This window comes from Mesorhizobium sp. M0037 (assembly GCF_040323635.1).
GTDB lineage: Bacteria > Pseudomonadota > Alphaproteobacteria > Rhizobiales > Rhizobiaceae > Mesorhizobium.
In genome coordinates this window covers 750776-766067 of record NZ_JAMYVB010000001.1, presented here as the reverse complement: position 1 = coordinate 766067, position 15292 = coordinate 750776, and the positions used below count along the sequence as shown (strand labels likewise).

Genomic DNA, 15292 nt, shown 5'->3' with positions numbered 1-15292 from the left:
CCGGATGGCTTCAGTTCAGTCGACAGGAATGGCCGCCGAACAGGGCGGCGTCAATGCTGCGACCTAAAAACATTTTAGGCTTGAAACAAATTTCGACTGGTGCGATCCTGCGCCTTGTTCAGCCATGGGCGCGAGGCAGACAGGGGCAGCCGAAAATGCTTGGGCCATCAGCGCATATCGACACATTCACGCGTGACAACCTGCCGCCGCCGGAGCAATGGCCGGAGTTTTTGCTCGACGGCTTCGACTATCCCGACCACATAAATGCCGGCGTCGAATTGGCCGACAGGCTGGTCGAAAAAGGGTTCGGCGACCACACCGCGCTGATCGGCAATGGCCGCCGCCGCACCTACAAGGAACTGTCCGACTGGACCAACAGGCTCGCCCATGCCCTGGTCGAGAATTATGGCGTCAAGCCGGGCAACCGGGTGCTGATCCGCTCGGCCAACAACCCGGCCATGGTCGCCTGCTGGCTGGCCGCCACCAAGGTTGGCGCGGTGGTCGTCAACACCATGCCGATGCTGCGCGCCGGCGAACTCGCCAAGATCGTCGACAAGGCGGAAATCACGGTTGCGCTTTGCGATACAAGGCTGATGGACGAGATGACCGCCTGCGCCAAGGGCAATGCGTATCTCAAGCAGGTCATTGGCTTCGACGGCACGGCCAACCATGACGCGGAACTCGACCGAGCCGCCCTCGACAAGCCGGTCACCTTCACTGCCGTCAACACCGGCCGCGACGATGTCGCGCTGCTCGGCTTCACCTCCGGCACCACCGGCGTGCCGAAGGCGACGATGCATTTCCACCGCGACCTGCTGATCGTCGCCGACGCCTATGCCCGCGAAATCCTGGAGGTGACGCCCGACGACATCTTCGTCGGCTCCCCGCCCCTTGCCTTTACCTTCGGTCTTGGCGGGCTCGCCATCTTCCCGCTGCGCTTCGGCGCCGCGGCGACGCTGCTGGAACAGGCGACGCCACCCAACATGATCCACATCATCGAGACCTACAAAGCGACCATTTCCTTCACCGCTCCAACCGCCTATCGGGCCATGCTCAAGGCCATGGATCAAGGCGCTGACTTGTCCTCGCTGCGCGTCGCGGTTTCGGCGGGCGAGACGCTGCCGGCGCCTGTCTTCGAGGAATGGACTGAGAAGACCGGCAAGCCGATCCTCGATGGGATCGGCGCCACCGAGATGCTGCATATCTTCATCTCCAACCGCTTCGACGACATGAAGCCGGCCTCCACCGGCAAACCCGTCGGCGGCTATCAGGCACGCATCGTCGATGACGAGATGCGGGAGTTGCCGCGCGGCTCTACTGGCCGGCTGGCGGTGCGCGGCCCGACCGGCTGCCGCTACATGGCCGATGCCAGGCAAAAGGACTATGTCCGCGACGGCTGGAATCTCACCGGCGATACGTTCACGCAGGACGAGGATGGCTTCTTCCACTTCGCCGCGCGTTCCGACGACATGATCGTCAGCGCCGGCTACAACATCGCCGGCCCCGAGGTCGAAGCGGCGCTGCTCTCGCATCCCGACGTCGCCGAATGCGCGGTGACCGGCGCCGAGGACGGTGAACGCGGCCAGATCGTCGAGGCGCATATCGTGCTTGTGCAAGGTGTTTCGCCGGACGCATTGACCGTCAAACGCCTGCAGGACCACGTCAAAGCAACGATCGCGCCCTACAAATATCCGCGTTCGGTGAAGTTCATCGACGCCTTGCCCAAAACCCAGACCGGCAAGATCCAGCGCTTCCGGTTGCGCGCGGAGAAGATCAATTGATTAAGCCGCACGATCCGGCGTCCGATGGCGCGCAGATGTCGTTCAAGGAGCGGATGTCCTACAGCGACTATCTGCAGCTGGACAAGGTGCTCGATACGCAGGCGCCGCTGTCTTCTGCCCATGACGAGATGCTGTTCATCATCCAGCATCAGACATCCGAATTGTGGATGAAACTGGCCCTCCACGAGATCGGCGCCGCGATCCTCTCGATCCGCGCCGACCGCCTCGAACCGAGCTTCAAGATGCTGTCGCGTGTCGCGCGCATCTTCGAGCAGCTCAACAATGCCTGGGACGTGCTGCGCACGATGACGCCCAGCGAATACACCGAGTTTCGCGACGCGCTCGGCCAATCCTCGGGCTTCCAGTCCTGGCAGTACCGCGCCATCGAGTTCATGGCCGGCAACCGCAACCTAGCCATGCTCGGGCCGCACAAGCACCGGCGCGACCTTACGGACAGGCTGGAAGCGATCCTGGCCACGCCGTCGCTCTACGACGAGGCGCTTCTGCTTTTGGCGCGCAATGGCTTCGACATCGGCGCCGATGCCGGGCGCACGGACTGGCGCGAGACGCGCGGTGAGAACGAAGACGTGCTGGCTGCCTGGCAAACCGTCTACCGCGACCCGCAGCGCTACTGGATGCTCTACGAACTGGCCGAGAAGCTGGTCGACTTCGAGGATTACTTCCGCCGCTGGCGCTTCAACCACGTCACAACGGTCGAGCGCATCATCGGCTTGAAGCGCGGCACCGGCGGCACCTCAGGCGCCTCCTATCTGAAGAAGATGCTGGAGGTCGTGCTGTTTCCGGAGCTCTGGACGGTCCGCACCCGGCTCTAGAGCATTTCACCGTTTAACGGAAACGGCGAAATGCTCTAGCTCTTTGATTGACGCAATTTCGGACGGAAAACCGCTTCACACTTTTCCTGAAATTGCTCTGGTTTCTCACGTAACCGCGGTCTTCACCGCGAAGCGGGCGTCCTGCCAGGCGCCGGTGCGCAGAATATCCTCCAGGACTTCGACCGCCTGCCAGACATCGCCATATCCGACATAGAGCGGCGTGAAGCCGAAACGGATGGTCGACGGCGCCCGGAAATCGCCGATCACGCCGCGCTCGATCAGCGCGCGCATCACCTGATAGCCATGCGGATGGAGGAACGACACCTGGCTGCCGCGCTGGCTGCCGTCGCGAGGACTTTCCAGTTCAAGCCGGTAGGCGCCGCATCTGGCTTCGACGAGCTGGATAAACAGGTCGGTCAGCGCGATGCTTTTTCTGCGCACCGCCGCCATATCGACGTCGTTCCAGATATCGAGCGCGCCCTTGAGCGCCCGCATCGACAGCACCGGCTGCGTTCCGCACAGGAAGCGGCGAATGCCGCTGCCGACGGCAAAGCCCTGCTCGAAGGCAAAGGGCCGCGCATGGCCCCACCAGCCGCTGAGCGGCTGGTGGGCATCGTCATGGTGGCGCTCGGCCGCGTAGATGAAGGCTGGCGAGCCCGGGCCGCCATTGAGGTATTTGTAGGTGCAGCCGACGGCGAAATCGGCATTGGCACGGTCAAGTTCGACCGGCAAGGCGCCGGCCGTGTGGCAGAGATCCCAGATGATCAGCGCGCCGGCGTCATGTGCCTTGCGCGTCAGCGCCGCCATGTCGCGCAACTGGCCGGATTTGTAGTTGACGTGGTTGACCAGGATGACGGCAACGCTGTCGTCGATCAGCTCCTCGATTGCGGCCGCGTCGACGCCCTCCAGCCGCAGCCGCGTTCCCGGCCGGGTCGAGGCGACGCCTTCGGCCATGTAGAGGTCGGTCGGGAAACTGTCGCCCTCGGCAACGATGACCGACCGATCCGGCCGCATGCCGAGCGCTGCGTGCAGCAGCTTGTAGATGTTGATCGAGGTTGTGTCGCAGACCACCGTCTGCCCATCAGCCGCGCCGATCAGTCGCCCGAGCTGATCTCCGAGTTCCACCGGCATGTTGAACCAGCCGGCGGTGTTCCAGGCGCGAATGAGGTCGTGCGCCCATTCCTGCGTGGCGGCCTGCTGCAGTTCGCTGAAGACGACCGCTGACGCGGCGCCCAGGGAATTGCCGTCGAGATAAATCACGCCTTGCGGCAAGACAAAGCGTTCACGCATGGAGCGCAGCGGATCGGCGGCATCCATTGCTTCGATTGTAGCGAGATCGGGTGTCGTGCTCATGATCCGGCGCCCCTCCATGGACAAACGCGCGCGGCGGAGCCTGCCGCCCAAACATGCCGGCGATCTTGAGTGGTCGCCCTTGAACTGTCAAACATTATATATAATTCACCCACTGAAAGGCTTTGATATATAATGATCCGCCCGAGCGTTTATGTCTGATGGATCACGATGCTGGATGACGAGCAGACCTCGAAGACGGAAGTGGCCTATCGCCTGCTCAGGCGCGATATTCTTGCGACCCGGCTGGCGCCTGCCGCGCCGTTGAAGCTGAGCACGCTGCGCAACACCTACGGCATCGGCTGGACGCCGTTGCGCGAGGCGCTGTCGCGGCTGGAGGCGGAACGGCTTGTGACCGCCATCAGCAACCGCGGGTTTGCGGTCGCTCCCGTCTCTCGGGCGGAGCTCGAGGATTTGGCGCGTGCGCGGCTGGTGGTCGAACTGCCCCTGCTGGTGGAATCGATCGAGAAGGGCGACCGTGAGTGGGAAGACGCGGTCGTTGCCGCCCACTATCGTCTCTCACGGTGCGGGTCTGTTCTCGACGATCCATCGGATGATGCGGTCGACGCGTGGTACGAAAAACACGATGCCTTCCATGCGGCGCTGCTCAGTGCCGCGACATCCAGCTGGCTGCTGCGCTTCAATGCAACGATTTCCGACCAATTGCATCGCCATCACCGCTTTCTGGGTCTGGCCCCGACGCTGCGCGCCGCCGCCGGCCGCACGGACGGACACCGGAAGGCCGTGGCGGCCCTGCGCGACGCCGTGGCGATCGAACACCATACCGCCCTGATGGAAGCGGCCCTCGATCGCGACGTCGAACGTGCGAAAACTCTGATGACCGCTCACATCGGCTACACGCTGCGGGTCTATGCCCAGAGAGAACCCCGCGCGGATGCTGCGCAGCCCCGTCCGAAAAGGAAGCGGCGATCGTAGCCGACGACGCAGGGCACTTTGTCTTCGTTTCACCCCGTTGCTGGCAACTGGGCGCAGGCGGCGCTCGCAGCGCCGAACGTTACGCTGAACAAAACGTCAACACATTCATTAAACTTTAAAAGGTTGCGGAACACAACTGGAACAGATAGTGTTTGTTCTGGGTTTGTTTTTTCTGATTCTGGTTTCAGAACCCTTGGGGGCCGCGATGCTGACGCGCAAACAACATGAGCTTCTGATGTTCATCCATGAACGCCTGAAGGAGAGCGGAATCCCGCCGTCCTTCGACGAGATGAAGGAAGCGCTCGACCTCGCCTCCAAGTCCGGCATCCACCGCCTGATCACGGCGCTTGAGGAGCGCGGTTTCATTCGCCGGCTGCCGAACCGGGCGCGCGCGCTGGAAGTGCTGCGGCTGCCCGACTCGATCGCACCAGGCCTCAATGCGGCGAGGAAGTTTTCGCCGAGCATCATTCAGGGCAGTCTTGGTCAAACCGGCCAAGGGCAAGGCGGCCAAGGACAAGGCGCGTTGGGCCAAGGCGGTCTCGGCCGCCAGATCAAGCCGGGCTCGCCGTCGCGTTCGATGTCGGCCGGCAATGACGATGCCGTTTCCGCGATTTCAATCCCGGTTATGGGACGCATCGCCGCCGGCGTGCCGATCGACGCCATCCAGCATCAGACCCATTCGATCTCGGTGCCGCCCGATATGATCATGGGCGGCGAACACTACGCGCTCGAGGTCAAGGGCGATTCGATGATCGAGGCCGGCATTTTCGATGGCGACACGGTCATCATCCGCAATGCCGACACAGCCAGCCCCGGCGAGATCGTGGTGGCGTTGGTCGACGATGAGGAAGCGACCCTGAAACGCTTCCGCCGCAAGGGCGCCTCGATCGCCCTGGAAGCCGCCAACCCGGCCTACGAGACCCGCATTTTTGGACCGGACAGGGTGAAGGTGCAGGGCAAGCTTGTCGGATTGATCCGGCGCTACTGAGCCGGCTTGGGTTTGTACTTTTCACGCTGGTTGTAAGGCGGCAGGCCGCGCGCTTCGCGGGAGAAGCGGCGTTGCTCGTGCCAGGGGCGATACGGCTTGTCGACGGCGAGCGGATGGTTGGCGCTGCAGCTGCCGATTGCGGATCGAAGAAGACGGCGGCGCTGCCGTCGCGGGCCAGCTGTTTCTTCGTCACGACCAGCACCAGCGGGTCGCGGCACGGATTGTAGGCGGTGGCGTCATCGATGACGATCAGGCTCGCGAAGGCACAGGCCGGCCGCGCCGTCTTGCGGTCTTTCGCAAGCGCTACAATGGCTCCGGAAGGGTGCCGGGCGATACAGAGATCGCCGGTGCAATAGAAGGGCGAGCCGGGCGTCAGATCGAGCGGATCGAGATCGAACCGCGTATCTGTTGCCTCGAAAATCTCAGGTGGGATAATGGTTTCGGCCCGCAGCGCCCGTTTCCAATTGTCCGTGGTGAATTCGTTGGAGCGTTCGCGGTTGAGGGCGAGTTCGCCGCCACCGATCGGCATGGCCACCAGATGCGCATCCTCGGATATGAGCACGTCTGGCGTAAGCACCTGCGGCACCGTCAACAGGCCGGCCAGCGCGAAAGGCACGGCCGCCAACCTGAGCCAGGTGGTGGCCATGGTGGCGATGACGAGGGCGACCGCCACTAACAGCACCGAGCGGATGGAGATCAGCCCGACGGCGTCGACCGGCGAGCGCTCGGAAATCCAGGCCGATATAGCGATCATCGCCGTCAGGCCTTTGCCCATCACATAGAGGAACGGTCCGTCGGCGCCGAACGGCATCGCCAGCGCGCTGAGCACGGCAAACGGCATGACGATCAACGATACAATCGGCATCACGGCCAGATTGGCGATCAGGCTGAGCGGCGACACACGCTGAAAATGCCAGATGGCGAACAGCAAGGTTGCACTGCCGGCGATGATCGAGGTCATGGCGAGGCCGCCCATGGCCAGCGCGAATTTTCGCGACAGGAAGCCGACGAAGGAGCGCTTTGCCGGTGGCGTTCTCACCTTGTCGGCGCGGTAATCGGCCCAGCCGGCATAGGCGCCGACAAGGGCGGCAGTGGCGGCAAACGACATCTGGAAGCTGGGACCGACCACCTCGTGCGGCGACACCAGGATGACGGCCATGGCGGAGATCGCCAGATTGCGCATGGTGAGTGCGGCGCGATCAAACAGCACGGCGACAAGCATGACCGCCAGCATGATGAAACTGCGCTCGGCAGCCACCACGATGCCTGAAATGACGAGATAGGCGGCGATGGAGACGAGTGCTGCCACTGCTGCATATTTCTTCACCGGCCGGCGCGAGGAGAAATCCGGAAACAGCGCAAAGGCGCCGCGCAGCAACGCCATGATGGTGCCGGCAACCAGCGCCATATGCAGGCCGGAGATGGAGATGATGTGGTAGATGCCGGTGCGCCGCATCGCTTCGTTGACCTCGTCCGGGATGCCGGCGCGCACGCCGACAATCAGCGCCGCGGCAATCTCGCCTTCGGCGCCGCCGATCTTGCCCCTGATATGGTCGGCAATGTTTTCGCGCGCGTTCTCGATTGCCGAGGAAAGCCGCGCGGTCAGCGGCGGCGGTCCCTGCGTAGCAATGGTTTTCGGATTGCCGAGAAAGAAGCCGCTGCCGCCGATACCGGTGAAATAGCTGTCGAAGGAGAAATCGTAGCTCTCCGGCCGCACCGGACCGGTCGGCGGCAACAGCCTGGCATAGCCGGTGATCAGGGAGCCGGCGGTCATATCGGCGGGAACGGTCCGCGCCGAGAGCCTGACCCGCTCCGGGGCGTAGCGCAGCTTGGGGTAAGCGGTCGAAACCACGTCAAGCGTCAGCCTGATGCGCCCGCTCTCCATCTGTTCGAGACTGACGACGCGGCCGGTCAGCCGTGTCTGGATCTCGGAGCCGAGCATCTGCGTTCCGGCGCGCCAGGTCTCGACTTTGGCGGCGACGACGCCGAGCGCGCACAGCATCGCGGCCATGCAGAACAGATGCGTCCTCGGCCGAGGTCGCGTGGCGACAGCGCAACATGTCGCCAGCACCACAATGGCGATTGGCTGCGCAAAGCCGGGCTCGCCGGCCAGCGAGAAATAAATGATGACGCCGGCCGCCAGGAAAACCGGCACCAGCAGGAAGGCGACGCCCCGGTCGAGCTCCGTGTTGGCGGCCACGGCAAGGCTGCGGCGGAGCGCGGGCCATGACGGACGGCGAAGCCGTCTGCGCAGACGGGCGATAGATCCGGGCGCTGTGACTTGCGCCGGCAACGCGTGACCGGGCAGCGCAGGAGCGACGCCGGGATGCGGCTCAGGCAGCGCGAGGGGCAGCGGCTCGGCATAGGGACTATCGGCAAACAGCGAGCGTTCGCTGACGCTTGCCTCGGCGCCTTCGCCTTCCTTCGTGCCCCGGCCACGTCCAGCCATCGGGTCTGCCCCTTGCGCCCCAGACCTCCTATGCTACATGAACGCGCAAAGCGCGAAAGTCCGTGCGGTCGCGTCCACCGCGCCGGAATTGACCCGCCAAGGACGCTCAATCCTCAATCATATCTCGGCCCTCCGCCCTCAGGCGAGCAAGCCCATCGTGCATTGCCTTCAATTGTTCGGGTGTATGACCCTGCCATTCAGCGAGCTCCCCCAGGATGAGTAACGGATCACGGGAGCGGTAGGATTTCGTCGGATTACCGGGAAATTTTTTATCGGTCAGGTTAGGGTCATCCATAAAAAACCCCGTCGGCTTTACGATGTAAATCCTTTGACGACCGTCACCCGTTGCAAGCTCTGCTCCCCAGATGGCGGCTTCCAGTGTCTGGGTGAAATAGATCCATGACAGTGGTTTACCTCTGAAATTGGAAGGGTGGCCGACGCTCAGCAGATCCCCGGGTTTCAAATCCGCCCGGGTACCATGGTAGAACGGATCACCCTCCGTATGGTCGGCGTTTCTGGTCATCGGTAGTCCTTCTTTCAATCATGCCTCCTTAGTGGCGAGACCGGACTGCACACAGGTTGCGGTGTTCACGATAATGATTGCAGAAAGGTCAATATGCGTGACCAAGCCAACGCTGTCACGGCGGCGTTGTAGTCGGGCAGTGCCGCCTCCGTGAAGAAATGTCCGCTCGTCAGAGGGGGCACCACCGTCGCAGCGATGTTCCAGGCACTGTGACGGACGCTGCAGCCGAATGAAACCCAGACATTGACGCTGCTGCCAAACGAGGTTGCGCGGAGGTGCGAACAGATTTGGTGCTACAAGGCTCCAGCGCCAGTTGACGCAACCGATAATTGCCGACGTGCCCCGGCCACGTCCAGCCATCGGGTCTGCCCCTTGCGCCCCAGACCCCCTATGCTACATGAACGCGCAAAGCGCGAAAGTCCGCGCGATCACGCCCCGCTTTCCAAGGTTCCCGAGAATTCCATGTCCGACACGGTCGTCACCCGTTTTGCCCCCTCGCCCACCGGCTATCTGCATATCGGCGGCGCGCGCACGGCGCTGTTCAACTGGCTGTACGCCAGGCACACCGGCGGCACGATGGTGCTGCGCATCGAGGACACCGACCGCGAACGCTTCAACGAGGCGGCGACACAGGCCATTCTGGATGGGCTGACCTGGCTCGGCCTTTCCTGGGACGGTGAGGCCATATCGCAGTTCGAGCGCGCGCCGCGCCACCGTGAGGTGGCCGAGGAGCTGGTGCGCCTGGGCAAGGCCTATTACAGCTACGAGACGCCTGCCGAGCTCGAGGCGATGCGCGAGGCCGCACGCGCCAAGGGTCTGCCGCCGCGCTACAACGGCCAGTGGCGCGATCGTGCCCCCTCGGAGGCTCCCGGCGCCAAGGGCGCCATCCGCATCAAGGCGCCGACCGAGGGCGAAACCGTGGTGCACGACCGTGTGCAGGGCGAGGTGCGCTTCCCCAACAAGGACCTCGACGATTTCATCATTCTGCGCTCGGACGGCAATCCGACCTACATGCATGCCGTCGTCGTCGACGACCATGACATGGGCGTCACTCACATCATCCGTGGCGACGACCATCTGACCAACGCCGCGCGCCAGACGGTGATCTACAACGCCATGGGCTGGGACGTCCCGTCGATGTCGCATATCCCGCTGATCCACGGCGCCGACGGCGCCAAGCTGTCGAAGCGGCACGGCGCACTCGGTGTCGAGGCTTATCGCGCCATGGGCTATCTGCCCGAGGCACTGCTCAACTATCTGGCGCGGCTCGGCTGGAGCCATGGCGACGACGAGATCATGTCGATCAAGGACATGATTTCGTGGTTCGACATCGGCGATGTCAACAAGGGTGCGGCGCGCTTCGACTTCGCCAAGCTCGAGTCAATCAACGGCGCGCATATGCGCAAGATGGCCGATACCGAGCTGTTCGACATTTTCGTCGCCACTCTGCCATACCTGGAAAGCGGATCTGCTATCGCCGCCCGTCTCGACGACGCCAGGAAGGCGCAGCTGCTGGCCGCCTTGCCGGGCCTGAAAGAGCGCGCCAAGACGCTGGTGGAACTGGCCGATGGCGCGGCCTTCCTGTTCGTCGAGCGGCCGCTGCCGATCGACGAGAAGGCGGCAGCACTGCTCAGTGCCGACGCGCGCGCGATCCTGCGCGGCGCACATGCCGCTTTGCAGACTGTTTCGGGCGATTGGTCGGCTGCCGCGGCTGAAGCCGCGGTGCGCGAGTTCGCAACGGCCGGCGGCCACAAGCTCGGCGCCGTGGCCCAACCGCTCCGGGCGGCCCTGACCGGCCGTAGCACCTCGCCCGGCGTGTTCGACGTGCTTGCCGTGCTTGGCCGCGAGGAAAGCCTGGCCCGGATTGCGGATCAAATCGATTAGGAGCGAGCTGGCCCAAAAAGATTGGCATTGAAAGGCGGGTTTCGCAGTGCAACATTAGGCCTTGGCCCAATCAGGCACGCACCTCCCAAAATGCGGTGGCGAGTTCGCGCATTCCGGTGATTTCGACGTGTCGTTTGCAGGAATTGCCTTGCCGGCATGAGGAACATGAAGGAGTTTGAGAATGAGCGAAGCTGCGACAAGACTGGAAACCGGCAGCAAGACGACGCACCCGTCGACTGCCACGCTCGAACTGGCCGGCAAGACGCATGAATTCAAGGTGCGAAGCGGGTCGGTCGGGCCCGACGTCATCGACATCGGTGCGCTCTACAACACCACCGGCGCCTTCACCTACGATCCCGGCTTCACTTCGACGGCGAGCTGCGAGTCGGCGATAACCTTCATCGACGGCGATGCCGGCATCCTGCTTCACCGCGGCTATCCCATCGACCAGCTGGCCGAGCATGGCGACTTCCTCGAAGTCTGCTACCTCCTGCTCTACGGCGAACTGCCGACCAAGGCGCAGAAGGACGATTTCGACTACCGGGTAACGCGCCACACCATGGTGCACGAGCAGATGTCGCGCTTCTTCACCGGCTTTCGCCGCGACGCGCATCCGATGGCTGTGATGTGCGGCGTGGTCGGCGCGCTGTCGGCCTTCTATCACGACTCCACCGACATTTCGGATCCGTATCAGCGCATGGTCGCCTCGATGCGGCTGATCGCCAAGATGCCGACGATTGCGGCCATGGCCTACAAATACCATATCGGCCAGCCCTTCATTTACCCGAAGAACGAGCTGAACTTCGCCGCCAACTTCCTGCATATGTGCTTTGCGGTGCCGTGCGAGGAATACAAGATCAATCCGGTGCTGGCGCGCGCCATGGAGCGCATCTTCATTCTGCATGCCGACCACGAACAGAACGCCTCGACCTCGACCGTGCGGCTTGCAGGCTCGTCGGGCGCCAATCCGTTCGCCTGCATCGCCGCCGGCATCGCCTGCCTGTGGGGCCCGGCGCATGGCGGCGCCAACGAGGCCGCGCTCAACATGCTGGGCGAGATCGGCCATGTCGACCACATCCCGGAATTCATCGCCCGCGCCAAGGACAAGAACGATCCGTTCCGGCTGATGGGCTTCGGCCACCGCGTATACAAGAACTACGATCCTCGCGCGAAGATCATGCAGAAGACGGCGCATGAGGTGCTCGGCGAACTCGGCATCAAGGACGATCCGCTGCTCGACATCGCCATGGAGCTGGAAAAGATCGCGCTGACGGATTCCTACTTCATCGAGAAGAAGCTCTATCCGAACGTCGATTTCTATTCCGGCATCACGCTGAAGGCGCTGGGCTTCCCCACCACCATGTTCACCGTGCTGTTCGCGGTCGCGCGCACCGTCGGCTGGATCGCGCAGTGGAAGGAAATGATCGAGGATCCCCACCAGAAGATCGGCCGTCCGCGCCAGCTCTACACCGGCGCGCCGGAACGCGACTACGTGCCGATTGCGAAAAGGTGAAAGAGAGTGAATGGTGAATGGTAAGTAGTGAATAGCAGGTAGTAAGTAGCAGCTTGATTATAGGCGAGAGCGCGTTAATCCTATTCACTATTCACTATTCACTATTCACTATTCACTATTCACCATTCACTAAGGCCTATTCGCTCTCCCGATGTGGCGAAGAACGACATCGGCGGCGATGTCGCCGGAGGGCCTGTCGGTGGCCATGCGTCTGGCAACCTCGCCAAAGCCGTCCTTTTGCCAAGCGCGGTAGGCGGTGTCTGAGAACAGTGCCTCGAGCTGCCGCGCCAGATAGTGCGGCCGCACATACTGGTTGTAGCTTTCCGGCACGACCGGCCGGTCGGCAATAAGGTTGGGCAAAGCAGCGCTCCACACCGTGATCAGGCTCTGCGCCATCAGCATGATCGGATCGAACTTGTAGCAAGAGATCATCGGTACACCCGACAACGCCAGTTCCAGTGACACCGTTCCAGACGCAATCAGCGCCGCATCGGCCTTGCCGAAGGCCTGCCATTTGCGCTCGGGATCGAGGATGATTTCCGGCTCCTGGTCCCAGCGCGCCACCGATGTCTTGACCAGTTCGGCGACGTGCGGCACCGTCGGCAGCAACAGCCGCAGCCGGTGGCCGCGCGCGCGCAGCGCCGACACCGTCTCGCCGAACGGACCGATAAGCCGGCTGACCTCGCCGCGCCGCGACCCCGGCAGGACGAGCAGCGTCTTGACGCGATCGGCCGAGAGACCGCGCGGCTGGGCTTGCGCCCTGGCCGCGCCCTGCACGCCTGGATCATGCGTGAGGCGATGTCCGACGTAAGTGCCAGGCGGGCCGCCGAGACGGCTGAGCTCCTTTACCTCGAAAGGCAGGATGCACAGTATGTGGTCGACATAGGGCTTCATCGCTGCCGCCCTACCCGGCCGCCACGCCCAGACGCTCGGGCAGACATAATGGACGATCGGGATCGACGGATCGGCGGCGCGGATCTTTTTGGCGACGCGCAGCGAGAAATCGGGGCTGTCGATGGTGATCAGACAGTCGGGTTTTTCGGCGGCGACAGCACTTGCGGTCTGGCTGATCCGCCGCATCAGGCGCGGCAAGTCACGCAGGATGGCGCTGAGCCCCATCAGCGCGATCTCGGCGCCGTCGAACAGCGGCGCCAGTCCGAGCGCCTGCAGATGCCGCCCGCCAGTGCCGACGAGTTGCACCTCGCGCCCGGTCATGCGCTTCAGCGCCTGCACGATGTCGGCGCCCAGCAGGTCGCCGGATTCTTCGCCGGCGACGATGGCAATCTTCAGCGGCTTCTCAGCTGCCATGGACAGACTCCGCAGCCGGCAGGCCGAACACGAACAGGCCGAGCGCATTGGCGCGCGCGAGAACGGCGGGGCCTTCGAGGATGAGCGAACGGCCGGCTTCGACGGCAATGCCGGCGAGCCCCGCGGCATGCGCCGCCTCGACGGTCTGGGGGCCAATAGATGGCAGATCGGCACGCAATTCCTGGCCAGGCTTGGCGCATTTGACCAGGACACCGCGCGTCTTGCCGGCCAGCCTGCCATGGCCGCGCAACTGCTGCGTCCGCTCGAGCAGTCCGTGGGTGCCCTCGACGCCTTCCAGGGCAACAGTGCGGCCACCGATGGCAATTGCCGCCTGACCAATGTCGAGCGCGCCGATGGCCTTTGCCGCCGCGTGTGCCGCCTCGATATCGCGCCAGTCGGACTTTCGCGGCACTGCTTTGGTCAGCGGCCCTTCGGCCGCGACGAGCCGGGGCACGACTTCATGCGCACCGACAACCTTGACGCCCCGTGCCTCCAGGCCGCGGGTCAATATCTTCAACAGCCCGTCATCGCCGCGGGCAAGCGCCATGGCGAGCGAGGGTATAAGTGCCAGTAGCCCAAGGTTCGGACGCATGTCGACCAACCGCGGCCTGCGCCTGATCTCGCCGGCAAGCACAAGATGGGTGATCCGCCGGCGCCTCAGCAACGCAACCAGCGAGCCGATGTCTTCCAGCGCAAGGCTTTCATGCTCATAGATTGTGAGGTCGGACTGACGGTCGGCCTGACCTTCGACCAGGATGATGACGGGCGGATGTCCGGCCTCCGCCAGGCCGGCGGCAACTTCGACCGGCAAGCTACCGCCGCCGGCAATGATGCCGACCCTGGCGTCCGGCGCAAGATCGAGGCCCGTTGAAGTGGCCTCAGCCTTCGTCATCGGCATCGTCGCCGTCGCCACCCTTAAGCGACGGGACGGCAAAATGCCGCTTGCCGCGACTGGTGATGAAATCGATGATTTTCATGGCCGTCGGCGACGACTCAAACTCGGCCTTGGCGAATTCGATGTTCTCGCCGACAGTGCGGGAGCGGTCGAAGATGGTCTTGTAAGCCTTGCGCAGCAGGTAGATTTCGGCGCGCGGCAACCCGGCGCGCTTCAGGCCGATGATGTTGAGTCCACGCAGGCTGGCGCGATTGCCCACCGCAATGGCGTAGGGAATGACATCGCCGACAAAAGCCGAGCAGCCGCCGAGAAAGGCGTTGTCACCAACACGCACGAACTGATGAACGGCGCTGAGGCCGCCAATATAGACGCTGTCACCGACCTCGCAATGGCCGCCCAGGGTCGCGCCATTGGCGAAGGTGGCGTTTTTACCGACGACGCAATCATGGGCAATGTGGGCATAGGCAAGGAAATTGCCGTTGTCGCCGACGGTCGTCTCGCCGCGGCTGGAATCGGTGCCGAGATGCATGGTCACGCCTTCGCGGATCGTGCAGTTCTGGCCGATGACCAAAGTGGTGCGGCCGCCCTTGTGCTTGGTGTTCTGCGGCGGTCCGCCCAGTGTCGCCATTGGATAGACCTTGGTCGCGGCGCCAATGGTTGTCGCGCCCAGCACCGAGACATGGCTGACCAGTTCGACGCGGTCACCGATCACGGCGTCAGCGCCGACATAGCAGAAAGGTCCTATTGCGGCGCCTTCGCCGATCTGAGCGCCGGCCTCGATGACGGCCGAGGGGTGGATTGAAGTCTGTATTTTCATGAGCATTTCGAACCG

At 63.4% G+C, this 15292-nt stretch carries 11 protein-coding genes and 1 pseudogene; 6 read left to right on the top strand and 6 right to left on the bottom strand.

Annotated elements, in window-relative coordinates:
* The first annotated feature begins 155 nt into the window (after positions 1-155).
* Together NKJ78_RS03995 and kynA are read left to right on the top strand one after the other, a co-directional pair.
* Positions 156-1781 carry an AMP-binding protein gene (locus NKJ78_RS03995; protein WP_352562367.1) on the top strand — a complete coding sequence of 542 codons (1626 nt, stop codon included), beginning with the start codon at positions 156-158 and terminating at the stop codon, positions 1779-1781.
* Positions 1778-2614 (top strand): tryptophan 2,3-dioxygenase, encoded by an 837-nt coding sequence (gene kynA / locus NKJ78_RS03990; protein ID WP_031204220.1) that lies wholly within the window; start codon positions 1778-1780, stop codon positions 2612-2614. Before NKJ78_RS03995 ends, kynA begins: the two co-directional genes overlap by 4 nt.
* Before the next feature lie 105 nt (positions 2615-2719).
* On the opposite strand, the gene kynU is transcribed toward kynA, so the two are convergent.
* Positions 2720-3967 (bottom strand): kynureninase, encoded by a 1248-nt coding sequence (gene kynU / locus NKJ78_RS03985; RefSeq protein ID WP_023684705.1) that lies wholly within the window; start codon positions 3965-3967, stop codon positions 2720-2722.
* Positions 3968-4135: 168 nt separating this feature from the next.
* Between kynU and NKJ78_RS03980 the strand changes: the two genes are divergently transcribed.
* Both NKJ78_RS03980 and lexA read left to right on the top strand, forming a co-directional pair.
* Complete coding sequence (locus NKJ78_RS03980; RefSeq protein ID WP_023684704.1) at positions 4136-4900, top strand: GntR family transcriptional regulator; 765 nt, start codon at positions 4136-4138, stop codon at positions 4898-4900.
* Between the two features lie 205 nt (positions 4901-5105).
* The gene (gene lexA, locus NKJ78_RS03975; protein ID WP_023671041.1) at positions 5106-5888 is read left to right on the top strand and encodes a transcriptional repressor LexA; all 783 of its coding nucleotides are present in this window, start codon (positions 5106-5108) and stop codon (positions 5886-5888) included.
* Here the strand turns inward: lexA and NKJ78_RS03970 are convergent.
* Both NKJ78_RS03970 and arr read right to left on the bottom strand, forming a co-directional pair.
* Positions 5882-8337 (bottom strand): annotated as a pseudogene (locus NKJ78_RS03970) (ComEC/Rec2 family competence protein). The gene lexA and the pseudogene NKJ78_RS03970 sit on opposite strands and share 7 nt — an antisense overlap.
* A 106-nt stretch (positions 8338-8443) precedes the next feature.
* Positions 8444-8860 (bottom strand): NAD(+)--rifampin ADP-ribosyltransferase, encoded by a 417-nt coding sequence (gene arr / locus NKJ78_RS03965; protein WP_023696562.1) that lies wholly within the window; start codon positions 8858-8860, stop codon positions 8444-8446.
* Positions 8861-9322: 462 nt separating this feature from the next.
* On the opposite strand from arr, the gene gltX reads away from it, so the two are divergent.
* Positions 9323-10744, top strand: coding sequence for a glutamate--tRNA ligase (gene gltX, locus NKJ78_RS03960; protein ID WP_352459334.1), 1422 nt, complete (start codon positions 9323-9325; stop codon positions 10742-10744).
* A gap of 181 nt (positions 10745-10925) precedes the next feature.
* On the top strand, positions 10926-12257 hold the full coding sequence (gene gltA / locus NKJ78_RS03955; protein ID WP_023671037.1) for a citrate synthase: 1332 nt from the start codon (positions 10926-10928) through the stop codon (positions 12255-12257).
* A 129-nt stretch (positions 12258-12386) separates the two neighbouring features.
* On the opposite strand, the gene lpxB is transcribed toward gltA, so the two are convergent.
* The 3 genes from lpxB to lpxA are packed head-to-tail and all read right to left on the bottom strand — an operon-like array spanning position 12387 to position 15277.
* Entirely contained in the window at positions 12387-13565 is a 1179-nt protein-coding gene (lpxB, locus tag NKJ78_RS03950) for a lipid-A-disaccharide synthase (RefSeq protein ID WP_352459335.1), read from the bottom strand.
* Positions 13555-14457, bottom strand: coding sequence for an LpxI family protein (locus NKJ78_RS03945; RefSeq protein WP_023824869.1), 903 nt, complete (start codon positions 14455-14457; stop codon positions 13555-13557). The genes lpxB and NKJ78_RS03945 overlap by 11 nt, the downstream gene beginning before the upstream one ends.
* Positions 14444-15277 carry an acyl-ACP--UDP-N-acetylglucosamine O-acyltransferase gene (gene lpxA / locus NKJ78_RS03940; protein WP_352459336.1) on the bottom strand — a complete coding sequence of 278 codons (834 nt, stop codon included), beginning with the start codon at positions 15275-15277 and terminating at the stop codon, positions 14444-14446. The genes NKJ78_RS03945 and lpxA overlap by 14 nt, the downstream gene beginning before the upstream one ends.
* Positions 15278-15292 lie beyond the last annotated feature (15 nt).